Below are 25,004 nucleotides of genomic sequence, written 5' to 3' on the forward strand. Positions count from 1 at the left end.
CCGCCGAAGGTGAAGTTATTCAGCCACGGCGACACCACGGGGTGTATGGACTCACGAATCCGCCAACACGCCGAAACAATCGTCGACCACTCGGTCGACCTTCAGGAAGGCGACCGTGTCGTTATTCAAGTCCCAAAAGAGGCCGAAGACCTCGCTGTTGCGCTCCACGAACTGTGTGGGGAACGCGGCGCGATTCCGATCTGGTTGGCCCACTCCCAGCGGGCCTCGCGGGCCTACCTCCGGGCCGGTGGCGAGGAGTACGAAACCCCCGATCACCAACAGGCCCTCTTCGAGGAAACTGATGCGTTCATCATCGCCCGCGGCGGCCCCAACGTCACTGAAACCAGCGACGTGCCACCCGAGAACAACGCGGCCTACAAGCGAGCGGTGCGGCCAGTCCAAGAGGAACGTCTCTCGAAACGCTGGTGTTTGACGCAGTTTCCGACCAGCGGCCACGCCCAACTCGCGGGGATGAGCACCGAGGGGTACGAAAATTTCGTCTGGGACGCTGTGAGTCTCGACTGGGAGGCCCAACGCGAGTTCCAGGCTCAAATGGTCGACCGCCTTGACGCCGCCGACGAAGTCAGGATCGTCGCCGGCGAGGAGACCGACATCCGCTTTTCTATCGCCGGCAATCCGACACTCAACGATTACGCCGAAAAGAACTTGCCGGGTGGTGAGGTGTTTACCTCGCCGGTCGTCGACAGCGTCGAGGGATCGGTCTACTTCGATGTGCCACTCTATCGGCAGGGCAGAAAGATCGAGGACGTCCGGCTCACCTTCGAAGACGGCGAAGTGGTCGACCACAGCGCCGAGAGCGGCGAGGACCTCCTTACTGAAATCCTGAACACCGACGATGGCGCACGCCGCATCGGCGAGTTCGGCGTCGGAATGAACCGCGCTATCGATCAGGTGACCTACAACATGCTGTTCGACGAGAAGATGGGCGACACGATCCATCTCGCAGTTGGGTCGGCATACAAGGATACCGTCGGTGAGGGCAACGAGCGCAACGAGTCGGCCGAACACGTCGACATGATCGTCGACATGAGCGAGGACTCCCGAATCGAACTCGATGGCGACATCGTCCAACAGGACGGAACGTTCGTCTTCGAAGAGGAATAGTATCTTTCGGAGTCGGCGTCGACTACTCGTCGACGAGGTGGGCCTCAACGCGGTCGATCAGCTGTTCGTTGCCAAGGTGGACAGGCACACGCTGGTGAACCTCAGTGGCCTCGACATCCAAGATCGATTGGGTTCCGTCCGAGGACGCGCCGCCAGCACACTCGATGATGTAGGCCATCGGAATCCCTTCGAATTCGAGGCGAAGCTTTCCGTTGGGCGACGACTGGAGTGCGGGATACGAGAAGATCCCACCGTAGGTCAGTACCTGATTCACGTCGGCGACCATCGAACCGCCGTACCGAAGCTTGTACTCGTCTTCGACCTCGTCGATAAACGCCGAAAAGCCGGGCGTCCAGTCGGGAGCACGGCCACCCATCCCATAGACGGTCGGCTCCTCGGGGAGCTGAACGCTCTCGGTGATAACCTCACTCTCACCGTTTTCGACCATGTATTCGGTAAGTGTGCCGTTGCGGGCGACCGACATCGTCATGATCGGGCCGAAGAGGACGAAGCCGGAGGCCAGCAGCTCGTCGCCACCGGCCGGAAGCTCACCCTCGTAGACGGCGATGATCGTTCCCATTGGACTGTTGGGTTTGAGGTTCGACGAGCCATCGAGTGGGTCGAGGGCGACCGTCACACCCTCGCCGTGGTCGAGTGGTTCGGCCTGCTCCTCACTGGCGTAGAACCCAACACCGTCAATTGCGCCGAGTGCCTCTTCGAGGAGTTCGTCGGCGTAGGCGTCGGCTTCCATCTGCGTCTCGCCGCTGGGGTTCGTTTCGGTACTTTTGGTCCGTCGACCGGGCAGCGAAGCCCGGATTTCGGGGGCGAGTTCGGCAAGCGTTTCGAAGATATCGTCCAAGACCGCCTCGTGGTCGGAGTCAGTAGTTGGTGAACTCATTACTCAAGGGCCGCCGGATTGGTTGGTTCGGATCCCATCACGTCGAGTGCGTCTTTCACACTGGCTTCCTCAAAGATTACGGCTTCGAGTCCGTCGAGGATCTGTTCTGGATTGTCGCGCTGGAAAACGTTTCGACCGACTGCAAGCCCGTTGGCTCCGGCATCCATCGCGTTGCGGACTGTCGCCAAGAAGTCTTGATCGTCGGTCTTCGAGCCACCGCTCATGACGACCTTGGAGTTGCCGGCCATGGTGACCGCGTGGTTCATCGCCTCCGGCGAACCGGGGTATTTGACCTTCGTGATGTCGGCACCGAGTTCGAGACCGAGTCGCGTCGAGTAGGCGATGGTGTCGGGAGTCGTCGCGTTTTTCAGGCCCTGTCCGCGCGGGTAGGACCACATAACGACACCGAGATCGTGTTCACGGGCGGCCTCCTGGGCCTCGCGGAACTCTTCGACCATCTCGATCTCGTGGTTCGAGCCGCCGTAGACCGTGAACCCAATCGCGTCGGCACCGACCTCGGCGGCGTTTTCGACCGTCCAGTTGACCGACGAGTTCGGTTCTCCCATCCAGAGGTTCGAGGTGCCGTTGAGTTTCGCCAGGAGCGTCACGTCATCCTCGTAGGACGGGTAGTAGCCCTCGGCGATCCCCTTCTGGACGGCAACCGCAGTCACCGCGTCGTGGGTGGCCAGTTCGAAGACGCGGTCGGGATCGGCGGTGGCCGGATTCGGCTCGAAGTCGACGGGGCCGTGTTCTAGTCCGTGATCGTAGGCGAGTATCAGCGACTTATCGTCGCGTGTTATCGCCTCGTCAGCGTGAGGGATCATCAGTACTATGTCCCGTAATCTAGGATAAAAACGCTGTGGTCAATCCTTCAGATTTGATACGTTAGAGAGTCCCGTACGCACATTTTTGGGCTCACAGCGTTACTTTGTTTTGTAGTAAAAACTTCGCAGATTTTAGTTTTCCCCGCCAGATTTTGTGCGCAAATTATCGTAGACGCGTGTGAAAATGACTGAATCGATCATTATAATTAATTCATAGACATTGGGCAGCGCGATACCGTCGGCTTATAGCTATGTCTCTTGTATTGGGATTCCCGAGTCGACGAGCGGTCGGTGTCGACTTGTTGATCTATTTGAATCCTCCTAGGATCGGTCGTGGGCATCCCGCGCGGCCTGATGCCACTCGTCGACAACCGCTTTTGAAAGCTCCAGCACGTCGGCGACGTGTTCGGCATCGGCGGTGGCGAGGCTTCGAACCGAGATAATCCCCGCCTCCGCAAGCTGGTCGGCCGACGCCGCGTCGACCGCATCCAGCTCATCGACGGGCGTCGGTTTGCTCCGGGCGCGCCAGGCGGCCTCCGCACGGATCGCATCGCCGCTCCCATCGGTCGCGGTGCCAGTCGTAGTCGTATCCGCAGTCGACTCGCCGTGAGTCGGCCACGGTGTCGGCGTCTCGTCGCTCTCGTCGGTTACGGTATCGGAATCGGCGGCTGAGTCGGCCGTCGACTGCTGGCTGGCCACCGTCTGCTCGGAGGCCGCTTCCCAGTCACCGGCCGAGGCGGCGACCCACTCGGCCTCTGCGGTGCCGAGGCCCCTGATTTGTGCCGACCGTCGGTCGAGGTCGCCGCCGGAGCTAAACGACCACGACAGCGAGTGCTCGCGGCGGATCTTCGCGGCGACACCCGGATTCACGCCCGCCTCGACCAACATCCGGTAGGAGACGCGCTTGTCGGTGATGGCTGTGGCATCGTACCCGTGGGTATCGAGCGCGGTCGCGGTTGCGGGACCGACGAACCGCACTGATTGTAACGGGCTGTCGACAGTACACCGATCTGTACCATCGCTAGACACAACCAGTCACCATTCCATACGAATCTTGGACCCATCGCTAATGAATATTTGCATCACTTTACGACTAATGAGAGGTAGAAATCAGTGGCATACGTCGAGACACCGGCCATACTTATCAGTACTGTGCTATTTATGCGGCCGTAGTGTGACAGACCGATCACTGCTCGCGGTCGTTCTGCGTTCCGGGTCGACGCAACAGCTCTCTCGAATCGGGAAGCACGATGGGTGGGTATGGAGGCCGGTCCCTCATATTTAGGCTATTGGGAACAGAGGGTTATGTATGTACGCCCTCGCTGAGATCGACACAGTCGGCGTCGTCGGTGCGGGAACGATGGGCCATGGGATCGCCCAATCGTGTGGGACCGCCGGCTACGCGGTCAGGATGTGCGACGTAGACCCGGCGGCCGTCGACCAAGGGCTGGCGGCCATCGACGAAAGCCTCTCGCGGCTGGCCGACGACGGACGCCTCCCGGCGTCGAACTCGGTGTCGGCAGTTCGCAACCGCGTAACCGGCACAACCGATCTCGCCGATCTCGCCGACTGCGATCTCGTCATCGAGGCCGTCGTCGAGGATATCGATATCAAACGGGATCTGTTCGCGGATCTCGACGGGCTCGTCGACAGCGAGGCCCTCCTCGCGACCAACACGAGCACGCTCTCGATCACGACGATTGCCGCGGCCACCGACCGCCCACAGCAGGTGGTCGGTATCCACTTTATGAACCCCGTCGCAGTGATGAAGGGCGTCGAGATCGTCGTCGGCGAAAAAACGGCATCGGAGGCGGTCGACTGCGCCCACGCGTTCGCCGAGCGACTGGGTAAGGAGACGTGGGAGGCCGACGACAAGCCGGGATTCGTCACCAACCGAATCCTGATGCCGTGGATCAACGAGGGGATTCGCGCCTACGACGAGGGTGTTGCGACAAAAGAGGATGTCGACCGCGGGATGAAACTCGGGACGAACGTCCCGATGGGCCCGCTCGAACTCGCCGACCATATCGGATTGGATGTCTGTCTTCATGCCTCCCGGACGCTCGCTGACGAGTTGGGTGATCGGTATACGCCCGCCTATCTGCTGAAACGAAAGGTCGAAGCGGGCGATCTCGGCAAAAAGACGGGTGCCGGATTTTATACCTATCAGTGACTGATCCCGGTTGAATCAGCGCGAAGACGGGTATGACAGCCTTCAGAAGTTACTATGTCCGTGTAGAATATCTGTTAAAAACGGTACTGTCCGAACGCTCTGTGATTAGACCTGAATCGCACCCGAATTTATTTTTTGGGCCTGCAGGTAGGCGTCAACAGCGGACGCTACCGGAATCAAAAACAGGACTGGGAACAAAAACAGACCGAGTCCTGCTGTTAAAAAGCTGAACAGACCGTAGAGGACCCCGGCACCGATTGAGCCGACCAACCAGAAGGCTCCCCGCTTGGTCTGCTTATTAATGACAATGTGACCCAATCCAACGATTATCAACGAAAGAAGCGCAGAGACGATTCCACTGACTTCTTCGGTGTTCTGTTGCACCATACCGCGTTTGTCAAATCCAAATGCTTTAACTCTTACTTATCTCTCGTTCATATATTCATAATAGTTTATTATTTCGAATCGACTTGTGATTCACCAATAAGTTTGAGAGTCGACGGCTCGATACCAGCGGATCAACGCGGGTTAGTCCGCAGAGACGGCAGGTGACGCACGAGCCGTTCCTGACCGACGCGTGACGCTCTCGAAGGCCGAGCCGAACATTCTGAACACCGCGACCTGTCCGTAGAACTGGAGGAACGGAACGAGTACGAGACCGATAACCGTGAGACCCAAGATACTCGTTGCGATCCAGAGCAACACTGAGACGACGAGCGGCAGTAGCGTGGCGACCAGGTACTCACTGCTCAGCAGGATCGGTTTTATTGTCCCGAAGTCGAAGGCCGCCCCAAACTCGTCCTCGATGGCGTAGTTGGTGAGTGCCGCCGGGACCATGTAGTACACGATGAACAAAACCGGGACGAACAGTAGCCCGAGGATCAGGATCGCCGTGAATCCGAGGCCAGCAACGATGCCACCGCCATCACCGCCAGCACTCCCCGCAAGGCCAACAACACCGAACAGAACGGAGCCCAGAATCCCGAACACGACGAACGGTACAACCGAGTAGATGACCGAAATAACCGTTCCAACAATTCCCTTCACAAAGAGATCACCCCAATCGTCGAACGCCGGTGGTTCGTCGACGCCCGCAACAGTCCGTTCAAGTACTCTGATTAGATACCCCACCAAGAAAAATATTGGAATCAAAAAGATCGAAAAAATGAACAACAGTCCACCGATCACTGTTCGTCCGAACCAATCACCGCGAACGGGATACGCCATTCCATCTTCGAACATAGTCTGTGGATTATGATACTGCCTGATATATTTTATTCAAATGTAATCGTCTTTGTCATTAATAACCACACGAATAGATTTCTGCGACCGTTCGGTGGGTCGACTGAGCAGTGACCTTATGATGCAGTCGAGCGGTGATACCGCGGTATCACAGCCCCGTCGTTAGTCGTCGACGAACTCGACGAGCACCCCACCCGTCGACGCCGGATGCAGAAAGGCGACATCGTGGCCCCACGCGCCGGGCCGCGGCTCGGTGTCGATCAGCTCAATGCCACACTCTCGGGCGGTCGACAGCGCAGCCTCGATATCGTCGGTCGCCACGGCCAGATGGTGGATGCCCGGACCGTGGCTGTCGAGATAGTTCGCAATCGGCCCGCCGTCGTGTGGCTCCAACAGTTCGAAATAGCTCCCATCGAGATCGAGAAAAACGACAGTCATCCCATCGAACCGTTCGTCGTGGACCACAGGCACGTCGAACAGTTCGCCGTAGAGTTCGGCCAGTCGGTCGGTATCGGCGGTCGCGATCCCGGCGTGGTGGAAACGCATACGTCATCGGTCGACGGCAGCCCGTATAAAAGGCCAGCCGCTACTGTGGCGGATTACGGTGTGAGAAGTTGCCGTCACCTCGCCGACACAATTAGTAGCCCACACTGAGAGTCAGTCGACATGATCGTTACGACAACCGAAACGGTCCCCGATCGAACAATCTCCACCACACACGGTGTGGTCCGCGGCTATACGGAACTCGCCACGAACTCCCGCGAGCGGGCCGAAAAACGGATGGAAGCCGAGGCGAAGTCGATGGGCGCGGACGCCATCGTCGGCGTCCGGTTTATGACCGGCAACGACGGCGATGGGGCGTCGGAGGTCCTCGCGTACGGAACGGCCGTCTCGCTTCAGTGAGCCACAGCCACCGCCTCAGACGCCGGGCTGATACTCGCCGAACTCATCGCGAAACACGTCACAGATTTCCTGGACCGTGGCGTAGGCTTTGACCGCCTCGATCACCGGTGGCAAGACGTTCTCGCCGCCCGCCGCCGCCTCGGCAACCGCCGTCAGCGCATCGTCGACCGCCTCCTCCTCGCGATCTGTTTTGACCCGCTCCAGTCGGTCGACCTGCCGAGCCCCGTCCTCTTCGTCCACGGATTCGAGATCCATTTTCGGCTCCTCGTCGACTTCGAACTCGTTGACGCCGACGATGATCCGCTCGCCGTCTTCGATCTCCCGCTGGCGTTCGTAGGCCACGTCCTGAATCTGCTGTTGGACGAAGCCGGTGTCGACCGCCCGGAGCATCCCGCCGCGCTCGTCGATGGTGTCGATGATCTCGCGGGCTTCGGCCTCCACGTCGTCAGTCAGCGATTCGACGTAGTAGCTTCCCGCAAGCGGGTCGATGGTGTCGGCCGCGCCCGACTCGTGGGCCAGAATCTGCTGGGTCCGCAGGGCGGTCCGCACCGACTCCTCGGTCGGCAGTGAAAGCGCCTCGTCCTTGCCGTTGGTGTGGAGGCTCTGGGTCCCACCGAGGACCGCCGCGAGTGCCTGATACCCCACGCGGACGACGTTGTTCTCGATCTGTTGGGCCGTTAGCGTCGACCCCCCGGTCTGGGCGTGGAATTTGAGCTGTTTGGATTTGGGATTCTCCGCACCGAACCGCTCGTCCATAATCGTGGCCCAGAGCCGCCGGGCGGCGCGGAATTTCGCTACCTCCTCGAAGATGTTGTTGTGGGCATTGAAAAAGAAGGAGAGCTGTGGGGCGAACTCGTCGACATCCTGTCCGGCTTCGATGGCGGCCTCAACGTACTCGATCCCGTTGGCGAGCGTAAAGGCGATCTCTTGGGCCGCAGTTGAGCCAGCCTCGCGGATGTGATACCCCGAAATCGAGATCGTGTTGAAGTTGGGAACCTCCTCGGCCCCAAAGGCGAACGTATCCGTGATCAGCCGCATCGACGGCTCCGGCGGGTAGATGAACAGATTCCGGGCGATATACTCCTTCATGATGTCGTTTTGGAGCGTTCCCCTGAGTTCCTCGCGGTCGACGCCCTGTTTGTCGCCGACGGCGATATACATCGCCAACAGGACGACCGCCGGGGCGTTGATCGTCATGCTCGTCGAGACCTCGTCGAGCGGAATCCACTCGAAGACGGTCTCGAAATCAGCGAGGGTATCGATGGAGACGCCAGCCTTTCCGACTTCGCCAGCGGCCATTGAGGCGTCAGAATCATATCCCATCTGGGTTGGGAGATCGAACGCCATCGAGAGTCCTGAGGAGCCTTGGTCGATCAGATAATTGAACCGCTCGTTGGTTTCGCGGGCGGTGCCCATCCCGGCGTACTGCCGCATCGTCCACAGTCGACCACGGTGCATCGTGGGGTAGACGCCCCGTGTGTAGGGTTCCTCGCCGGGGAAGCCGAGATCCTCGGTGTAGTCGAGGTCGGCAACGTCGTCGGGCGTGTAGAGCCGGTCGACGTCCTGACCGCCGGTGTCGGTGTCGAACTGCTCGGCGCGCTCGCCGAACCGGTCTACGGTCGGTTCGAGCGTCTCGGCTTCCCACTCGGCTTTGGCCTCGCGGATCGTCGCGAGGTCCTCGTCATCGAACATTGTCGACGCTGACGCGGTGTGGCCTGTTAAATGTCGTTGGCGAGTTGGCTATCGTGTCAGCGTCATCATTCCACCGCTGTCGGTGCCGCCATCTGCGCGTTCGCCTGCCTCTGCGTCGACGACCGTGATGACCTCGAAGGCCTCGTCGACGGGCGCGTCTTCGGGACTGACATAGCCCGTGGCGAACGCCGAGTAGACGGTTTGGCCTTCGGCGGCGAGATCGAACTCCGCGACCGGTTCCTGTGTCGACTGGGCGTCTTCGGGTTCAGGCTCCTGTTGAGTCTGGTTCGTCTCGTTTTGGGCCTGCTGATCGTCGTCATCGGCCGGAACAACCCCCAGCGAGTAGTCGCCTGCTGGAACCTCTTGGGCGGTCGACTCGCCGAAGCCAACGGCTTCGAACAGCACGGCTCCCTGCTGTGGCAGGTCGGTTGGCTGTCCGTCTTGGGTCTGATTTTCCTCTGTTCCCTCTTCGGTCTGATTTTCTTCCGGCTGTTGTCCGCCTTCGGGAGCCTCGGTAACGATGATATTCACGTCACCGGCGTCCGGCGAAGCGTGGAACAGCCGGACACGACTCATCCCTTCGCCCGGATCACTCGGATCGTCTTCGAGAACGTCGACGGTAAAGGCGGTGTCAGGACCGCCGGAAGCCTCACCGTAGGCGACGGCGGTGTTTGTGACTCCCGCTTGGGCCTCGATTTCCTCGTCGAAGACGAGCGTCTCCGGATCGCCGGTCGCCGCGACCTGTACCTGATAGGGTCCCGGTTCGAGTTCCTGATAGGGACTTACCTCACGGAAGCCGAGATCCTCGATCACAGGCTCCTCGTCGACCAAGACGTCGACGTTCGGCGCATCCGTCGACATGTGAGCAACCCGGAACGCACCCATCTGTCCGCCATCCTGTTGGGTGCCGTCCGTCTCGTTTTGCTGCCCTGTCGATTGTCCCTCGCCTCCGGCACAGCCTGCCAAGCCGCCGACAATGGCGACCGTTCCCGCGGCTTTCAGTACGTCTCTGCGTGGTGTCTGTGTCATGTGCAACCACCCAAATTTCGGCCGGCAGAAGTGTAGTCATTTTTATAGTATCCGAGACTCTCAGTCAGGCGCGTGTGTCACGATTCGGTCGACATTCGGGGGGAATTCGGTCGACACAGTGCTGAGATCACGGGCGGCTGGAGGGCAGTGGGGAGGCGGCTGGCTTCGCCACGTTTTTCGTCGTTCCCCGAGAAGATCTACCTATGTTTGGAGGCGGCGGTATGAACCCACGGAAGATGCAACAGATGATGGAACAGATGGGAATCGATGTCACGGATATCGATGCCGAGACCGTGACCATCACGACCACCAACGGCGAGCAGCTCGTCTTCGACGCGCCGGAGGTCACCCGAATGGACGCTCAGGGCAGCCAGACCTACCAGATCGTCGGCGAGGCCGAAACGAAGGACGCCGCAGGCGCTATCGAGGACAGCAGCGGTGAGGACGCCGGAACCGACGAGGAAGCCATCCCGGAAGACGACGTCAAACTCGTCGCCTCGCAGGCTGGTGCGTCGAAAAGCGACGCGCGTGAAGCGCTCGAAGCCGAAGACGGCGATCTCGCCGCGGCGATCTCTCGCCTCGGGTGATCCTCCTCACACACGGTGACAGGGAGTACCTCCGCGCACCCGGTGCGGAGCTTCACACCGATCTCGGCATGCTGACCGTCCCCGAAGACGTCGAAAGCGGGGACGTCCTTGAGACGCATCTCGGCGACGAGTTCGTCGCCCGCGAACTCCGCGGGCCGGATCTGTTTAATCACCTCGAACGAACCGGCGCGCCGATGATGCCCCGCGATATCGGGCTCGTAATCGGCCACACCGGTGCGGCAGCCGACGACAGCGTTCTCGACGCCGGGACTGGAACTGGCGTGCTATCGGCGTATCTGGGTCGACTCGGTGCCTCGGTCACCACCTATGAGCAGTCGGCCGACTTCGCTGAAGTCGCCCGCGAGAACATGGAGACCGCCGGTGTCGAGGATCACGTCGACGTCCGTAGCGGCGACATCAAAGCGGATCTCGACAGCCTCACCGAGAGTGAGCCGTTCGATCTCCTCACGCTCGACACCGAAGACGCCCCCGAGATCGTCGACTCGGCTCCCGATCTCCTCACGTACGGCGGCTACGTTGCGGTCTACTCGCCGTTTATCGAGAACTCCCGGAAGACAGTAGCTGCGGCCGAGGAAGCCGGACTCAGCGGAATTGTGACGATTGAGACCATCCAGCGAGAGATGATGTTCGACGACCGCGGCTCGCGGCCGTCGACGGCTGGCGTCGGCCACACCGGCTATCTGACCTTCGCTCGCAACAGTTAGGATCGGTGTCGCTGGCGGCCGGACGACACCAGACTCTTTGTATCGGCCCGCCTGAGTACAACTACGATGTCGACAGACGATTCCAGCGGTCAATTCAACGAGACTGAAACGTGGCCGGAGCTGGCGATTGGCCTCTACGAGCGACTGACGGGCCGGGGAGCCGAGATCACCTACGAGTTCGAGGATATGGAGGTCGACGTCCCCGACCGGATCGGCGAGGACGCCGACCACGCCCAGTGGCGGCTCAACGGCACCGTCAAAATCCGGGCCCGCGAACGCAACAGCGACAAGTGACCACAACCGACGAGCCTCGCGAGGCATCCGACGAGCAGCGCGGTGTCGCTGACAAGCATCGTGGGCTCCTGATTGAGGCCGAGCTGACTGTCGACCTCCCGAACTCGGTCCTCGAACTCCACACCGAACACGACACCCTGTACGTCGAGGCAAAGAGCTTCGCCGCCCTGCGTAAGCTCCGCGCGACAGCCCAGAGTGAGGCCGTCGACTGGCTCCGCCAGTTGGGTCTCGGCAGCCCCCTCCGGATCGAGACGCCAGTACTCGTCCGCGTTCAGGGTGTCCCAGTTGCCCGCTACGACCCCTCCCAGCCACCGGGTCGACTCGCCGACCTGTTCGGGATCAGTCCGTTTCGGATCGATCTCAGCGGCGTTGTGCAGGCCGGCATACGTCGACGCCGCGGCTAACGTCGCGGCGTGTGACGAAACGTTATACCGTCTCGTTTGTGAACCAGTAGTAATGACTGCATACACACGCCGTCAACTGCTTGCGATTGGCGGGGCGACCACGGTGGCCGGGATTGCGGGCTGTTCGGGAGCGGAGAACACGGCTGACGCCGAGGGTGATTCATCGCAGGCGACTGGACCGGTGTTGGAGTCGATTTCGCTGGAGAACCTCAACGACCAGTCCCATACGCTCGACATATTCATCGAGTGGGACGGTGAAAACGAGTACTGGCGGACACACGAACTGGCCGCAAACGGCGGGAACGACAGCAGTCTCACGCTCAGTGGCGACTGGCCGACCGACCCAGGCTCTTTTCAGTTGATCGTCCGTCTCGACAACGACACGCGGGCCCAGTTCTCCTCAACACAACTCCCGGAGCGTGACTGTATCGACCTCGTCGTGATGGTCACTCGTGAGGGCGACCTCTCGATCCTCACCGACGTAAGCGGTGGGTCCTGTTCGACCGAGTCGACCGACAGCAGTACTGAAGAGTAAGCGACTCCGTTTACTGCTCGCCACAGCCCTCGATCAACGCCAACAGTTCCTCGCGGGCGGCGGCCGGATCGATGTGTTCAGCGAGCTTCGAGGCGAGTTCCGGCGAGCCACGCGTCGGTCGACCGGCCGGAAATGCGCCACCGGCAACGTGGTACTCCTCGTCGGCCCAGACCGCGAGATAGCCCTCGACCGGGAGTTCGAGCGTGGTGGACTCGACCATCAGTCGACAGCGCGCTCGATACCGATACCGAACTCCCTCATTGTCGCCGATTGTGACCTGCTCCGTGCCAGATTTGCGTATCTGCTCGAAGCCGCGTTCGGAGAGCCGGTCGACGAACGTGGCGCTGACTTTTCGTCGAACAAGCGCGGTCAAAAGTGAGGAGGGTCGCTTCGGTGGATCAAGTCGGATTCGACTGGCGAAAAAGAACCGCCATGGCTCGTCGATCCCGGTCGACGCCCGAAGCTCCTGGTGGTCGGCATCGTACACACAGGTATGGGCCACCACGGACACAATCGGTGTCGAAAACGGGGTCTGCACGATCTGCTCGGTCTGCCGCCAGTCGACCAACTGCGACTCCGGAACCGACGGCGGCGGGATTGTCATGCCTAGTGGTCGTCCTCACGCCACTTGTGTTCGCACTCTGTACAGATGAAGAATCGCGTTTCGCTCTCGTCGGCCGCCCGGATCTGCTGCATATACCAGTAAGCCTTGTCGTTGTCACATTTCGGGCATTGGGCTTTCGTGCTTGGCAGCCCCTGATCCTCGGCGTCACTGACGTCGACGATCTCGGTGCTGACCTGGCCCTGTGTGGTCGTCATCGCCTGTTCCTGTTTTTCGTCGCGTGGCTTTTCGAACTCACAGGACCCACAAACCCAGTGGTCGCCCTCCGTCTTCATCATCGAACCGCAGTCGTCACAAAACTCCATTAGCGAATCGAAAGACGGCTGGCACACTTAAACGCCGGGATTCCCAGCAGTCAGGCGTCGCCATCGGACTGGCCGGGCTCGCCGACTGCTTCGATGGGCATCACGTTGTTGAGTTCGGTATCGAGGTCGTCGACCGAGTCGAACCGATTTCGGTCGGCTTGGGCGATCAACTCGCCGAGGTTCGTCTGGCCGTCGGCAAATACCAGCGTCACGTCAGCGAACGCGCTGGCGGCCTCATCCCTCCCTGTGGGGTAGTCGATTCGTCCGAGCACGTTTTTGACGCGATTGATTTTGATACGGTCTGTCACAGCATCTATAACGGTTCCACACGACTTAGCCGCTCTGGAGGGTTTCCTGACAGGTCCGACAGCGAGTCGAACCCGGAACCCCGATATATGGCGAGGAATAACAATCGGTCGATGAGCCTCACGGACGACGAGTTAGATCGGCTGGGAGACATCGTCGAACTCCAGCCAACGAAGAACAAGGAGCTACAGGACCGCTGGGGGCTCGACAGCGGCAGTGAGGTCCACCAGTATCTCGAAGGCCACCTCAAGGAGTACTACTTCCGGGACGACAACAGCCTCATCCGCTCTACGGCCGAGGCCGTCGACCTCACGGGCGTCGAACCCGGTGTCGAACCCCCAACCGAGGGCCAAGGCACCGACGAGCCGCCGAGTTCGATCCGCGTCTCCCCCCTAGAGGCCAAGGTGTTCGACACCGTCGCCGGTCCTGACGACCGCTCACAGAGTGTCGTTAGCGTGCTCAACGCCCTCCGGGAGGCCTACGATGTCGAACCCGAGGCTGGCGAGGTGCGACGCGCCCTTCAGAGCCTCAAACGAAAAGGCGTGGTCGAAGTGATCTACCGAACGGTCCCAACCTTCCGGCTCTGTGTCGACCGAGATGCGGTCGACGTCGAAACCACAGACGACGAATAGAGGCAGTTACTCCTCAGCGTTGAGGCCCGACGCACCGACGTGATTATACTGCTCAGCCCGACTTTTAAGAAGCCGTTTGAGTCCCTTACCGGGACCGCCTTCGATTGGCCAGCCGCGGGTCCGCCATGTGGGTGGCTCCGGTTCGAACTCGTCGCAGGAACTCCCACAGACCGTCGACGACTGATGGCACTGTTTGGCTTCGCACCACGGGAGAAGAGCGCGTCCGGCGGGGCGAAGCTGGAAGTGTCGACAGTCAGGTCGCATCGTTCGCTCGTAGTTACGCCACCCCCGGCCGTAGGCCCGTTCGGCGAGTTCGAGCCGCCGGTCGTGGCGGTCCTCATCAGCCTGAAGCCGCGTTGGATACCATTCGATGCTGGCCGACTCGGCGTCGACACCACCCTCGAAATCGGTGGTCAGAATCCCGGCTTCGACCGGGAGCGATTCGAGCAGGGCTGGTTCGACCCGTCGACCCGTTTTTGCGGTGGCGACCCAGACCTCGTCGGCCAGTCCAGCCGCTACGTCGTGCTCAAGTTGATCGGCCAGTTGGCGGGCCGCGCTGGCGTCGAGATCCGGCTTGTTTTCGATGGCGATGAGTCGACCGAGCCAGTCGGGATACGGCGCAATTTGCTTGATCTCGATTCGATTGCCGTTGCGGCGCGTCTGGACGATGCCGCGGTCGTCGGCCCGGTGAATCGACTCTCGGACGTAGCGCCACGGGTAGTCAGGTTTGGGTAGTGCGTCGCGATAAAACGCCCAGTCGGCGGGAGCGTGGCGGACGACGTGAAGCAGGTCAGCATCGAGTTCCTGTTCACCGAACTGTCGACGGGCGGCCAACCCCTCAGGGTCGGCTTCGATGACGACCGTATCCCAGCGTCGCTGCTTCGTGCCGAGTTGGCGGGCGACGAGGTAGGCCGGTGGCGTTGGCTCTTCGGGTGGCCATGCGAGTTCGGCCCACCGACAGACCTGTAGTTCGTAGACGAACTCCGAGCGACCAGTCGACACGGTCGCCTCGCTCAGATGTACTCGCCGTCGTCGTCTTTGAGTTCCTCTAAGTACTCGTGGGCGTCTTCGAGGATCTCACGGGGACCGTCTTGGGTGATCGTGTTGAGCGCCTGCTCGTAGTCACGCCACTGGAGATCGCGGTGTTCCTTCGAGAGCTCGGCGCTTGCCTCGAAGGAGTGGGCGATAAACAGGTGGACCGTCTTGTGGATGGTCTTCCCGTTGGCCTGAAACACGTAGTCGTAGTCCTTGCGAAAGCCGTTGATGAGTCGAAACTCCTCGATACCGGCCTCCTCTGATACCTCTCGAATCGCCGTCTGCTGGAGCTCCTCTTTCCCTTCGACCCCGCCTTTGGGGAACTCCCAGTCCCCCGGACGGCTTTTGAGGAGCAAATACTCCCGTCGGCCGCGGGTGTCGCGGAAGAGGATTGCACCAGCACTGGTTGCCTCAACCGTCATTAGCAACCGGTATGCGACCGCATGTTAAGAGGGTGTCGGAGGATATACCAGTCGACACCCGTGAGTACCACGATTCTCCCGAAACCACTGTCAGTAGTCGACCACTACGGACTGGTAGTCACGTATTACTGCCAGTCAGTCACCCATTACTGGTGGTCGACACCGTCGCTCGTGGGAGAGTCTCACAGTCCGGCAAGCGGTAGATGCGTTTTTAGTGTTCGCGGCCACACTGGGCTGTAGTCACCATGACGTTCGTCACAAAACTCACGTTTCAGTCGGGCGACCGGGCAGTGCTTGAAGATACCGTCTCCTCGCTCAAAGAGATGGTCGAGCGGAAGGGCGGCCAATGTAAAGGCCCCCACACCTCCCCAGTCGAACAGCACAACGTCCCCCAGTATCAGACCCTTCAGCCCGGAGATACGTTCTCCAACTGGACCTATGCCGTCTACGAGCGGCGGGTCGACATCCACGGCGCAGACCACATCGCCAACAAAGTCGGCCATATGGAGTTCCCTGACTCGATCCACGTTGAAATCGAAGTCGAACAGAAGAAACCACTCGGCCACAAGAACTGATCGAACCAAATCGAGTCGAACGTCGACTGCGTACATCTAGCTTTATTTTCTTCGGTCGTCTCCATCGGCTATGACCGATTCTGCAGTCCAAACTGACGATGATCTCCGGTCGCTGCGCCGCGATCTCCACCGCCACCCCGAGCCAGCGTGGTGTGAATTTTATACCACTGCCCGGCTGATTGAGGAGCTACGCACCCGCCCGATTGACGAACTCCACTACGGTCGGGAGATCCACGCCGCCGACCAGCGACTCAACGTCCCCGACGAATCGACCCGGACTAAGTGGCTGAACCGCGCCCGCGAAGCCGGAGCCAACGGCACGATCCTCGATGAGATCAGCGAGAGTTTCACCGGCGCAGTCGCGGTCGTCGACCGCGGCCCCGGGCCGACCATCGCCCTCCGGGTCGACATCGACGCGCTTCCAATCCTCGAAGCCGACGACGCGGGCCACGTGCCTGTCGATGAGGGATTCAGATCCGAAAACGAGGGCTACATGCACGCCTGCGGCCACGACGCCCACGCAACCATCGGCCTCGGCGTCCTCGATCAAATCCTCGACAGCGACTTTTCGGGCACGTTTAAAATCATCTTCCAGCCGAGCGAAGAACAGATCTCCGGCGCGAAACCGATGGCCGAATCGGGGATCATCGACGACGTCGACCACCTGCTCGCGCTCCACATCGGGCTCGACCATCCCTCCGGACAGGTCGTCGCCGGTATCGATGACTTTCTGGCGGTCACGCAGTTCCGCGTCGACTTCTCCGGCGAGTCGGCCCACGCCGGAGCCCGTCCCGAATCCGGTGCGAACGCGGTCCAAGCGATGGCCGCAGCAGTCCAGAACCTCTATGGTATCCCCCGACACTCCGCGGGCGAAACCCGCGTCAACGCGGGCCACGTCGGCGGGGGGACCGCCGACAACATCGTCCCCGAACACGCATTTATAAAGGGCGAAGTCCGCGGCGAAACCACCGAGCTGATGAGTTATATGTGGGATCACGCCCAGCGTATCCTGGATTCGGCCGCCGAGATGCACGACTGTACGGCCGATATCCAGATGTTGGGTGAGGCTCCGAGCGCCGAAAGCGACCAGCAGTTGGTCGACATCGTTGGCGACGTGGCTCGGCAAACCGCAGGTGTCGACGACGTGCTCGAACGCGACAGTCTCGGCGGCAGTGAGGACGCCACCTTCCTCATGCAACACGTCCAAAATCAGGGCGGGCTGGCAACCTACGTCGGTGTCGGCACCGACCACCCCGGCGGCCATCATACGCCGACGTTCGACGTCGACGAACGGGATATTGGCATCGCGGTCGACGTGCTGTCGGCCGCAATCGGTGAGATTGCAGCAGCCGATCCGGTGTAGACGGACACGATCAGTTAGCGATCCGGACGGTACGAACACGGAAGACCAGTGAGACCAAACCGAGATTAGATGGCCGCATCCCACCGCCTCCAGTCGACCAACTGGCTCACACTGACCGAGGGCGAAACCATCGAGTGGACCGGTCGACCATCCCTGTTTACGGTTGCGCCACAGCTACTCGGGGCGGCCCTCGTCGGCGGTCTCGCTGCCTTCGGTGTGTCACTGCTCGGGTCTGTACTGAGTCAGCCGTTGCCACCGGTTGTCCGTGTCCTGCCACTGCTGGCGGCGCTGTCTATCTTCGCCGTTGTCCTGGCGAACTGGTATCGGGTAGTGTATGTCATCACCTCGGAGGTGATCTACATCAAACGGGGGTTCGTCTCGCTGGATGTCGACCAAATCCGGCTCGCGCGGGTTCAGAACACGACGCTCAGCCAGTCGGTCCGCGAACGATTACTGGGGTACGGTGACGTGGTTGCCTTTACTGCAGGCTCGGACACGCTGAATATCGAACTCAAGGACGTGCCGAATCCTTCGCAGGTCAATCAGACGCTTTCGGAGCAACTGCATCGACCTGACAACCAACCGCAGGAGAGTCTGTAGCCGAGCCGAGACACCAGCAATCAGCGATTATGAGAACTGGCTGACGAAGGGGCGGACCGCTCGGCGAACGATCCCGGAGAGGCCACCGGCAGCCAATCGACCAAAGCCGCTGACTCCCATCTTCCGATCATCCAACGTGTACCGCGGCTGGCCGTTGTCGGTCGACTCCCCAGTCGGGTAGATGGTTCCATCGTCACCTGCGATCTCGATGGCCTCCCGAACCCGCGACTCGGTCAGATCGCACTCCGTAGCGAGTTCGGGGATGGTTTTCGGCCGGTCACCGAGATGGTCGGCAACGAGACTCGTGTGTTGGATGAGCAGCATAGCCTCGCGACTGCTCAGATCGTCGGCGGCGTCGACTGTCTCAGCGACGCCAAACTGGTGGCCCTGAACGAAGTCCGCACGGGTATCCAACAGCAGCCACAACCCACCGACAACCGCCAGTATGGGGAACCACACGGTGTAGTCACGCGTCGGTGTCTGGAGGTCGGCCCAGAGCCAGAAGCAACTCAACCCCAGAAAGACGACCGAAAAGCCTGCCTTCACCCATCGCTCGTCGACGCCCGGAACGGCGTTGAGAACCTCGACTGTCTCGGTAATCACTGCGGCAGTCAGAAGGCCCACGACGAGTGCTGCGTTGCGCGTGACGGCGAAGATCCCGCCGAGAACCAGTGTCCATTTGAGTATGCCACTGACCGAGAGACGCTGTCTGATCAGGGGACCGAGCGCCGAGTGCATACACCGAACACATGTCGGCGAGTAATATAAAATCAGGGACCGAACCGCCAGTTCGGGACGAATCCACGGCTGGAGAAACGAGGACACACCTTTTTGCGCTCGACGGTTGTACGGTGTGGTATGCAAATCATTGTCGTAGGTTACGGTCGTGTTGGGTCCCGCACCGCCCGTGTGCTCGCCGAAGAGGGGTACGACGTCATGGTGGTCGACAACAATCACCTCAAAGTCGAACGGGCCCGTGAGCAGGGACTCACCGTCGTCGAGGGCGACGGCACCGACGAGGACGTTCTCATCGAGGCAGGCATCGAGACCGCCGACGCCCTCGGCGGGATCACGGGCGACGTCGACATCAATCACAAAATCTGTCTCATCGGGAAGGAGTACGGCTGCCGGACCGTGATGCGAATCAGTGAGGACGTGAGCACCGACGTCTACGAGACTTACGTCACCGACTGCGACGAGGTAATCTATCCCCAGCGGCTCGGCGCAGCGGGTGCCAAAACTGCCCTCCTTGGCGGGAGCCTCAACGCTATCGGTGACCTGACCGAACAGCTCCAGCTGACCGTGTTTACGGTCGACCACGAGTCGCCGGTGATCGGAAGCCGCATCTCGGAGATCGAACTCCCGGCGACTGCACGCCTCTATGCCCACGGTGCGGACTCCAAGCCCATGACGATTCCCCTCCCCACAACGACAGTCAGTGCTGGCGACCGGCTGGCGCTCGTCACCGAACAGGAGTCAATCGACGAGGTTGAATCCATTCTGCTCGGTGACGAATGAGTTGGGTCGACTGCTTCGCTCAAGCTCCCGACGATGTGACGGTCGACGAGATTCGGTCGGCACTCGCGGCCCATCGCAGTAGCAAAGCCGCCGAAAGCGGCGACAGCGAGTCGACCGCGAGCGAGCCACCCGAGCCGAGTCCGGCACGCGTCGTCGCCGATGCCGACGTGTTGGCCGCCGACTGCTGTATAGACGGCGACGCCAGACGGGCGCTCGATTCCCTTCGCCAGCATTCGTGGACGACACTGGTCGCCAGCGATCAGCTTCTTGACGACACCGAGGCCATCATCGAGGCGATCGCCGACGAGTCGCTGGCCGTCGACTGGCGGGCGTGTATCGAACGGTGGCGCGACCCGGTCGACCAACCTCCGGGAGATCATCCCGCCCTCGCCTCGGCCTACCGCGGCGGGGCGATGCATCTGCTGTCGTTTGATGAGTCGTTGACCGATTCGTCGACGGGCGCAGCCCTCCACAACCGGTTTCCGGTCAGCGTCCGCCAGCCGGACGCCTTTGGACTGCTGTTCGATCCCGAGAGCCTCTATGAGGCCGAACTGTCGGGCGAGTATCCCGGTCCCGACCGCGATCCGCGAGCCTAGAGCTGTCGAGTTTGGAGCGCTCGAAAAGCAAGGAGTGTGTGAACGTCGGGGAAATCGGCGTCAGTCTACAGGCCGAGGCCGATGTTGACTGCGTAGGGCCACGGCACGGTGGCGACGACGAGGAAGGCGACTGCAGCACCGGCACCGTAGATATTTTTCAGGAAGCTGTTCATCTCACTCTGCTTTTCGTCTTCGTCGACGGCCCAGAAGTCGTGCATCGCGACCCCGGAGGCGACGAGGAAGACGGCGAGTGCGCCCGCACCGATCACGGCGTACACGCCCGCGATGAGCGAGAGCCCGCCGAAGATCAGCAGCCCGCCGCTCAGCAGCACCGAGGCACGCGGGGCTGGCAGGCCCTTGAACTCGGCGTAGCCCGCCATCCCGTCGACGTCCGAGAAGTGGTTCAGTCCGGTAAAGGCCATGACGCCACCGAACAGCAGCCGTGCAATCAGGAACAGCTCGCCTGCGCCCGCTGCGTCGAACACCATTAGGCACCCACCTCAACGACCGCGGTTGCTTGTGAACGATACTGCCCGGCAAATGAACGTCGTTGCATCACGGTGGTTCCTACACGCTATGCCCATATATCATTTATTGGACACAAAGGTAACCTAGTAACACCTGTGTCACCCACCCATGGTGTCGACTATCGTTGGTCGAACGCCATGGCGTCGACCTACCGCTGGTCGAACCAGTCGGCGAACTTCGCCAGCGCCCGGCCGCGGTGTGAGAGGGCGTTTTTCTCCTCGGAGCTGCGTTCGGCGAACGTTGAGCCGTCGTGTTCGAAGATCGGGTCGTAGCCGAAGCCGCCGTCGCCGCGTGGGGCGACCAGCGTACCGCGAACCGAGCCGACGAACAGTTTTACGGGTAGTGGTTCGTCGTCCTGATATCTTTCGCCAGCACCAGCGGCAGCAGCGGCCGCGCGGTCATCCCGGTCGACTGGATCGGGCGAAGCCGCAACCGGCTCGCCGTCGCAGTAAGCGAGGATACACCGGAACGACGCCGCGCGGTCGTCGACCGTCTTCCCCAGTTCCCACACGTTCTCGATGCCGAGTTTCGACTCGACATACGAGGAGTAGGGACCCGGGAACCCGTCGAAGGCGTTGATAAACAGGCCCGAGTCGTCGACGATCACCGGGCCGCCGACCTCGCGGTAGGCTTCCCGTGCTCCCTCAGCGGCGATGGTTTCCAGCGATTCGCTTTGGATCTCGGTGTAGTCGTAGTCGTAGCCGTCGACCGTGTCGTCGCCCAAATACGCCCGGGCCTCGTGGAGTTTGCCGGGGTTGGTCGTCACGTAGTGAAGCATAGTCGTCGGTTCGGTCGACGGGCCAAAGTGTCGTCGGTTCGGCTGAGAACGGTGAAAACAGGTCAGTTCAGTCTTCGACGATGACTTCGACGGGCTCGTCGACGTCGGTCTCCGCGTCGGCCTCGTCGGCCGAGCCGGAGCGTCGTTCCTGATAGAGCAGCGCGCCCGCGACGCCGAGGACGACCCACGACCGCCAGCTGGCGAGGTTGATCGTGTAGCCGATGCCGAACGGCTTTTTGACCAACATGCCCTCGCCGGGCTGGAAGTACGACGACAACATCCGCCCAATCGAGGGCCGTTCGAAGTTGTACGGAATCCCGAAGATCTCACCGGAGTCTGGTTTGTCTACCATACACGTCTCTACAGGCTTCGCCGTAATGAAAATTCGCCTTCAGACAGTCACGTGTCGATGTCGCTCTGCGAAATCGGGTCAATCACAGCCTCACTCCAATCGAAGACTCAGTTCGGAGTCCGTGGCTCCTCATCCGGGGACGCCGGTGTGCGCCGCGATATCGTCCCCGTTTTTATTAGGGTCTCCGCGTCGGGATCGTACTCGACACCCGAGAGATGGTGAGCCGCAACCACGAGCAGTTCAGCGTTGACCTGCGAGGAGTCGAGTTGGCCGTCCCGCTGAAGCGTCTTTCGCACGTTTGGTTCGAGTGCGGCAAACCCGTCGACCGCCGACTGCTGTCGCTCAATAGTTTCTTTGGCTTCGACCAGCGCGGTCGCCCGCGAGAGCCACGCCTCGCTGAACGCCGCGACACCCTCGGCGGTCGACACCGAGGCGGCCGACTCCTCACGAAGCACTGTCGGTGGCTCCCGGAATACCGGTGGAGGCGAGGGGTCGGTCTCGACCATCCTGCTGTGACTCTTCGAGGCGGTCTCGACGGCTGTCGACAGCGCCTCAAGCGAGATTTCCGAGACCCACTGGAGCAGCGAGTCGACGTCCGGCTCGGTGTACAGTGGGTCGAGTCCCGAGATCGCGATCCCGACCGAACCAATCAGATCCGGATACGGCGGGCCAGCGATGTCCAGCAGCGCGTGGTCAGCCGCCGCCTCGGTGAACGCCCAGAGGTCGACGAACGCGGGCGCACAGAACGTCCGCCGGAGCCGCCGCCCGGCCGGGGCAACCTCGGGTGCTCGCCGGTCATTCGGTAATGGCACCGTTAGCTCCGGTCGGTTGGTAACCGCCTCCGGCGTTGGCTCCTTGGCAAGCCCGGCGATGTCGACCGCGGTCTTAGTCAGCGACCGTGCGAGGTCGGTCAGCCCATTGGTTCCAGCTCGGTTGCTGAGTACGTCGAGGCGGTCGGCGACCCGTTCGTACTGGTCGACGGCTGCGTCGACGTTGCCGGCGGTCGCGGCCTCGTCGGCCGTCTCAAGGTGTCGACGAAGCCGGGCAATCGACCGGGCGATCTCGGCCTGCTGGTAGCGGTCGTCGGCGAGGTCGACCGGCGGGACGGCTGCATCGATCCGGGTGCGAGTCTGCCGGAGCGTGCGCAGGCTCCGGACGATGGTTCGGCGGGCATCGGTGTCGACGGTCGGCGGCGGTTGTTCGCCGTAGAGGTCGTTGGTGGCCGCGATCACTGCGGCGGCTGTATCGTGGCAGATCGCCTCGATGGCCGTCCCGAGTCGACTGGTCTCCGAAGCGTATGTCTCGGCGCTCGCCGTGACACCTCCCTCCTCGTTGGTCGAACTGTCGGTATCGCTGGCGTCGTCGGGCTGGGCGTGCTTGCTCGTCGCGGTCTTGGCGGAGTCGTCGGCGATGTCGTAGGCCTGACGGTAGGCTTTGATCGCGGCGAGATAGGCGACCAGCGCGCGCTGGTAGTTGCCGGCTGAGAGGGCCTGATCGCCCGCCTGCACCGAGTACCAGCCGTCGGCGGCCGCGGCCCGAATCCGCGATAAGGCGGTGTCGAACCCCTCACCGGATTCCTCGTCGATGAGCCGTTCGAGTAGCTGCTGGATCAGCTGAAACCCTTCGGGATCATCGTCGTCGACCGGACGCCGCTCCTCGCCGAGCAGGCTGTCGATTCGTGCGAACAGCGGTGCCAGTGTGTCGAAGATGGTATCAACTCCGTTGCGTCGACCGCGGAGGATGGCCGAGGCCACCGAGCCGATTGTCGGTGCAGCCAGTTGCAAGGCGGTGTCGGTCAACGATTCGGCGCGCTCGGTGTCGCCGCGCTGGCGAGCCTCTTCGGCCGCCGAAAGCTGGAGTGCCATCCCGGCGTTGAGCGTCTCCCGGGAGAGCGTGCCGCTGAACCGGATCCAGAGCGTGGAAATCCGGTCGCGCAGTCCGCTATTGGTCGCGGTGAGATTCTCTAACTCTTCGGCGGCTTTGATCACCAACTCGCGGTCAGCGAAATCGGTGGCGACTCCCTCGATGAGTCGACTGGCCGCCGCGACCGAGTCGGCGTCGTCTGCGGCGGCGGTCTCCTCGCTTTGGCCTTCGCCGTCGCCCGACTCGGAGTCCTGTTGTGGGCCATCGGGTCGACGGCGGTCGAGCCAGTCCTCGATCCGATTGAGCAGCCGATAGACGCGCTCGACGAACCGATCACGGAGTCGACTGACCCGCTCGGAGCGGCCGCCACTGACCGCCCAGAGTCCGAGACTGTACAGTGCGCCACAGCCGACCCCAATCGGGAACGCGTCGAGTCCGCCGGAGCCGAACAGCGCGACCGCCCGCGAACCGAACGGGACTCCCACCGCTAACCCCGCAATCGCCGTGGCCTCGATGCCGAACCGCGTGGCTGGCTCGATGCGTTCGGCGTCTTTTGATCGCTGCGGACCGCCCGATGTCGACCGAACGAAACCGAAGACGAGCCCGCTGAGCGGGACGAGCAGGCCAGCCACCAGCCCGCCGAACAGCACGGCGAGAAACAGCAGTGAATCGTCGACCACCAGCAGTCCGGCCGCGCCGCCGATCACCGCCAGCAGGAGTCCGGCGATGGCGGCGAACCCGCCCAGATCATCGAGCGCAAGCCCGCTCACCAACAGCCACGTGGCGACGATCCCGATGGCGTAACCGAGGGTTACCGTCCAGATCGATGGGAGCCATCGCGTCGACACAATGACGACCGAGACGGTGGCGATGATGAGACCCGTCGACAGCGTGACGACGAGCGTCGACAGCGTCGGCCGCGAGAGCCGCGTGTTGGCCGCATAGAGGCTGCCAACTGCGACGCCGGCAAGGAGGCCGAGCACGAAAACCGTGTTTCGTGGCATCGTCAGCCGAACAAGCCCGGCGGTGATGAGGCCGACGAGCGCCCAGATCAGTCCGTCGAGGAGCCTGCTCATGG

General features: G+C 61.6%; 32 protein-coding genes. 14 read left to right on the forward strand and 18 right to left on the reverse strand.

What is annotated here, in order from left to right; all coding sequences use genetic code 11:
• Positions 1 to 45 precede the first annotated feature (45 nt).
• On the forward strand, positions 46 to 1,125 hold the full coding sequence (locus HALTADL_RS15830) for an aminopeptidase (protein WP_089671354.1): 1,080 nt from the start codon (positions 46 to 48) through the stop codon (positions 1,123 to 1,125).
• A gap of 22 nt (positions 1,126 to 1,147) precedes the next feature.
• Here the strand turns inward: HALTADL_RS15830 and HALTADL_RS15835 are convergent, their stop codons facing one another.
• The 3 genes from HALTADL_RS15835 to HALTADL_RS15845 all read right to left on the reverse strand — a co-directional run bounded on the left by HALTADL_RS15835 (position 1,148) and on the right by HALTADL_RS15845 (position 3,876).
• Positions 1,148 to 2,023 (reverse strand): class 1 fructose-bisphosphatase, encoded by an 876-nt coding sequence (locus HALTADL_RS15835; RefSeq protein WP_089671353.1) that lies wholly within the window; start codon positions 2,021 to 2,023, stop codon positions 1,148 to 1,150.
• Positions 2,023 to 2,847 carry a class I fructose-bisphosphate aldolase gene (locus HALTADL_RS15840; protein ID WP_089671352.1) on the reverse strand — a complete coding sequence of 275 codons (825 nt, stop codon included), beginning with the start codon at positions 2,845 to 2,847 and terminating at the stop codon, positions 2,023 to 2,025. The genes HALTADL_RS15835 and HALTADL_RS15840 overlap by 1 nt, the downstream gene beginning before the upstream one ends.
• 321 nt (positions 2,848 to 3,168) lie before the next feature.
• Positions 3,169 to 3,876, reverse strand: coding sequence for a DUF7409 domain-containing protein (locus HALTADL_RS15845; RefSeq protein WP_143054117.1), 708 nt, complete (start codon positions 3,874 to 3,876; stop codon positions 3,169 to 3,171).
• Between the two features lie 280 nt (positions 3,877 to 4,156).
• On the opposite strand from HALTADL_RS15845, the gene HALTADL_RS15850 reads away from it, so the two are divergent.
• Entirely contained in the window at positions 4,157 to 5,020 is an 864-nt protein-coding gene (locus HALTADL_RS15850; RefSeq protein ID WP_089671350.1) for a 3-hydroxyacyl-CoA dehydrogenase family protein, read from the forward strand.
• Between the two features lie 105 nt (positions 5,021 to 5,125).
• Here HALTADL_RS15850 and HALTADL_RS15855 read toward each other — a convergent pair whose 3' ends face one another.
• From HALTADL_RS15855 to mce, 3 genes are all read right to left on the reverse strand, one after another.
• On the reverse strand, positions 5,126 to 5,407 hold the full coding sequence (locus HALTADL_RS15855) for a hypothetical protein (RefSeq protein WP_089671349.1): 282 nt from the start codon (positions 5,405 to 5,407) through the stop codon (positions 5,126 to 5,128).
• Between the two features lie 141 nt (positions 5,408 to 5,548).
• Positions 5,549 to 6,262: a DUF4013 domain-containing protein gene (locus HALTADL_RS15860; RefSeq protein ID WP_089671348.1), complete on the reverse strand. Its 714-nt coding sequence runs from the start codon at positions 6,260 to 6,262 to the stop codon at positions 5,549 to 5,551.
• A 162-nt stretch (positions 6,263 to 6,424) separates the two neighbouring features.
• Entirely contained in the window at positions 6,425 to 6,808 is a 384-nt protein-coding gene (mce, locus tag HALTADL_RS15865) for a methylmalonyl-CoA epimerase (RefSeq protein ID WP_089671347.1), read from the reverse strand.
• Between the two features lie 120 nt (positions 6,809 to 6,928).
• On the opposite strand from mce, the gene HALTADL_RS15870 reads away from it, so the two are divergent.
• Entirely contained in the window at positions 6,929 to 7,165 is a 237-nt protein-coding gene (locus tag HALTADL_RS15870; protein WP_089671346.1) for a YbjQ family protein, read from the forward strand.
• Positions 7,166 to 7,180: 15 nt separating this feature from the next.
• On the opposite strand, the gene HALTADL_RS15875 is transcribed toward HALTADL_RS15870, so the two are convergent.
• On the reverse strand, positions 7,181 to 8,857 hold the full coding sequence (locus HALTADL_RS15875) for an acyl-CoA mutase large subunit family protein (RefSeq protein WP_089671345.1): 1,677 nt from the start codon (positions 8,855 to 8,857) through the stop codon (positions 7,181 to 7,183).
• A 48-nt stretch (positions 8,858 to 8,905) separates the two neighbouring features.
• Positions 8,906 to 9,886, reverse strand: coding sequence for a DUF4397 domain-containing protein (locus HALTADL_RS15880; RefSeq protein ID WP_089671344.1), 981 nt, complete (start codon positions 9,884 to 9,886; stop codon positions 8,906 to 8,908).
• A 203-nt stretch (positions 9,887 to 10,089) separates the two neighbouring features.
• Here HALTADL_RS15880 and HALTADL_RS15885 point away from each other — a divergent pair, with 203 nt between their 5' ends.
• The 5 genes from HALTADL_RS15885 (at position 10,090) to HALTADL_RS15905 (ending at position 12,431) form a co-directional block, all read left to right on the forward strand.
• Positions 10,090 to 10,473: a nascent polypeptide-associated complex protein gene (locus tag HALTADL_RS15885; protein ID WP_089671343.1), complete on the forward strand. Its 384-nt coding sequence runs from the start codon at positions 10,090 to 10,092 to the stop codon at positions 10,471 to 10,473.
• Complete coding sequence (locus tag HALTADL_RS15890; RefSeq protein ID WP_089671342.1) at positions 10,470 to 11,198, forward strand: methyltransferase domain-containing protein; 729 nt, start codon at positions 10,470 to 10,472, stop codon at positions 11,196 to 11,198. The genes HALTADL_RS15885 and HALTADL_RS15890 overlap by 4 nt, the downstream gene beginning before the upstream one ends.
• 66 nt (positions 11,199 to 11,264) lie before the next feature.
• A complete protein-coding gene (locus HALTADL_RS15895; protein WP_089671341.1) occupies positions 11,265 to 11,492 on the forward strand; it encodes a hypothetical protein in 228 nt (75 codons plus the stop codon).
• Positions 11,489 to 11,896 carry a hypothetical protein gene (locus HALTADL_RS15900; protein ID WP_089671340.1) on the forward strand — a complete coding sequence of 136 codons (408 nt, stop codon included), beginning with the start codon at positions 11,489 to 11,491 and terminating at the stop codon, positions 11,894 to 11,896. The genes HALTADL_RS15895 and HALTADL_RS15900 overlap by 4 nt, the downstream gene beginning before the upstream one ends.
• A 52-nt stretch (positions 11,897 to 11,948) precedes the next feature.
• Entirely contained in the window at positions 11,949 to 12,431 is a 483-nt protein-coding gene (locus HALTADL_RS15905) for a hypothetical protein (RefSeq protein WP_089671339.1), read from the forward strand.
• Positions 12,432 to 12,441: 10 nt separating this feature from the next.
• On the opposite strand, the gene HALTADL_RS15910 is transcribed toward HALTADL_RS15905, so the two are convergent.
• Genes HALTADL_RS15910 through HALTADL_RS15920 form a run of 3 tightly spaced genes read right to left on the reverse strand, consistent with a single transcriptional unit; the run spans position 12,442 to position 13,666 of the window.
• Positions 12,442 to 13,035, reverse strand: coding sequence for a hypothetical protein (locus HALTADL_RS15910; RefSeq protein WP_089671338.1), 594 nt, complete (start codon positions 13,033 to 13,035; stop codon positions 12,442 to 12,444).
• A gap of 2 nt (positions 13,036 to 13,037) precedes the next feature.
• A complete protein-coding gene (locus HALTADL_RS15915) occupies positions 13,038 to 13,358 on the reverse strand; it encodes a transcription factor S (RefSeq protein WP_089671337.1) in 321 nt (106 codons plus the stop codon).
• Between the two features lie 50 nt (positions 13,359 to 13,408).
• Positions 13,409 to 13,666 (reverse strand): DUF5789 family protein, encoded by a 258-nt coding sequence (locus tag HALTADL_RS15920; protein WP_089671336.1) that lies wholly within the window; start codon positions 13,664 to 13,666, stop codon positions 13,409 to 13,411.
• Between the two features lie 111 nt (positions 13,667 to 13,777).
• On the opposite strand from HALTADL_RS15920, the gene HALTADL_RS15925 reads away from it, so the two are divergent.
• Positions 13,778 to 14,296 (forward strand): DUF5797 family protein, encoded by a 519-nt coding sequence (locus HALTADL_RS15925; protein ID WP_089671335.1) that lies wholly within the window; start codon positions 13,778 to 13,780, stop codon positions 14,294 to 14,296.
• Between the two features lie 6 nt (positions 14,297 to 14,302).
• On the opposite strand, the gene HALTADL_RS15930 is transcribed toward HALTADL_RS15925, so the two are convergent.
• Positions 14,303 to 15,298 carry a DUF5787 family protein gene (locus HALTADL_RS15930; protein ID WP_089671334.1) on the reverse strand — a complete coding sequence of 332 codons (996 nt, stop codon included), beginning with the start codon at positions 15,296 to 15,298 and terminating at the stop codon, positions 14,303 to 14,305.
• Between the two features lie 11 nt (positions 15,299 to 15,309).
• Positions 15,310 to 15,753, reverse strand: coding sequence for a bis(5'-nucleosyl)-tetraphosphatase (locus HALTADL_RS15935; protein WP_089671333.1), 444 nt, complete (start codon positions 15,751 to 15,753; stop codon positions 15,310 to 15,312).
• Positions 15,754 to 15,998: 245 nt separating this feature from the next.
• On the opposite strand from HALTADL_RS15935, the gene HALTADL_RS15940 reads away from it, so the two are divergent.
• The 3 genes from HALTADL_RS15940 (at position 15,999) to HALTADL_RS15950 (ending at position 18,291) form a co-directional block, all read left to right on the forward strand.
• A complete protein-coding gene (locus tag HALTADL_RS15940; protein WP_089671332.1) occupies positions 15,999 to 16,328 on the forward strand; it encodes an uS10/mL48 family ribosomal protein in 330 nt (109 codons plus the stop codon).
• A 70-nt stretch (positions 16,329 to 16,398) separates the two neighbouring features.
• Positions 16,399 to 17,691, forward strand: coding sequence for an amidohydrolase (locus tag HALTADL_RS15945; protein ID WP_089671331.1), 1,293 nt, complete (start codon positions 16,399 to 16,401; stop codon positions 17,689 to 17,691).
• 69 nt (positions 17,692 to 17,760) lie between these two features.
• Positions 17,761 to 18,291, forward strand: a complete 531-nt coding sequence (locus tag HALTADL_RS15950; protein WP_089671330.1) for a PH domain-containing protein — start codon at positions 17,761 to 17,763, stop codon at positions 18,289 to 18,291.
• A gap of 27 nt (positions 18,292 to 18,318) precedes the next feature.
• Here HALTADL_RS15950 and HALTADL_RS15955 read toward each other — a convergent pair whose 3' ends face one another.
• A complete protein-coding gene (locus HALTADL_RS15955; RefSeq protein WP_089671329.1) occupies positions 18,319 to 19,029 on the reverse strand; it encodes a hypothetical protein in 711 nt (236 codons plus the stop codon).
• Between the two features lie 120 nt (positions 19,030 to 19,149).
• On the opposite strand from HALTADL_RS15955, the gene HALTADL_RS15960 reads away from it, so the two are divergent.
• Together HALTADL_RS15960 and HALTADL_RS15965 are read left to right on the forward strand one after the other, a co-directional pair.
• Positions 19,150 to 19,809, forward strand: a complete 660-nt coding sequence (locus HALTADL_RS15960; RefSeq protein ID WP_089671328.1) for a potassium channel family protein — start codon at positions 19,150 to 19,152, stop codon at positions 19,807 to 19,809.
• The gene (locus HALTADL_RS15965; RefSeq protein WP_089671327.1) at positions 19,806 to 20,405 is read left to right on the forward strand and encodes a DUF7384 family protein; all 600 of its coding nucleotides are present in this window, start codon (positions 19,806 to 19,808) and stop codon (positions 20,403 to 20,405) included. The genes HALTADL_RS15960 and HALTADL_RS15965 overlap by 4 nt, the downstream gene beginning before the upstream one ends.
• 65 nt (positions 20,406 to 20,470) lie before the next feature.
• On the opposite strand, the gene HALTADL_RS15970 is transcribed toward HALTADL_RS15965, so the two are convergent.
• From HALTADL_RS15970 to HALTADL_RS15985, 4 genes are all read right to left on the reverse strand, one after another.
• Positions 20,471 to 20,890 (reverse strand): DoxX family protein, encoded by a 420-nt coding sequence (locus tag HALTADL_RS15970; RefSeq protein ID WP_089671455.1) that lies wholly within the window; start codon positions 20,888 to 20,890, stop codon positions 20,471 to 20,473.
• A 191-nt stretch (positions 20,891 to 21,081) separates the two neighbouring features.
• Positions 21,082 to 21,711 carry a non-canonical purine NTP pyrophosphatase gene (locus HALTADL_RS15975; protein ID WP_089671326.1) on the reverse strand — a complete coding sequence of 210 codons (630 nt, stop codon included), beginning with the start codon at positions 21,709 to 21,711 and terminating at the stop codon, positions 21,082 to 21,084.
• 67 nt (positions 21,712 to 21,778) lie between these two features.
• Positions 21,779 to 22,063 (reverse strand): DUF5808 domain-containing protein, encoded by a 285-nt coding sequence (locus HALTADL_RS15980; RefSeq protein WP_089671325.1) that lies wholly within the window; start codon positions 22,061 to 22,063, stop codon positions 21,779 to 21,781.
• Positions 22,064 to 22,170: 107 nt separating this feature from the next.
• A complete protein-coding gene (locus HALTADL_RS15985; RefSeq protein ID WP_143054116.1) occupies positions 22,171 to 25,002 on the reverse strand; it encodes a DUF3488 domain-containing protein in 2,832 nt (943 codons plus the stop codon).
• Positions 25,003 to 25,004 lie beyond the last annotated feature (2 nt).

This window comes from Halohasta litchfieldiae (assembly GCF_002788215.1).
Lineage (GTDB): Archaea > Halobacteriota > Halobacteria > Halobacteriales > Haloferacaceae > Halohasta > Halohasta litchfieldiae.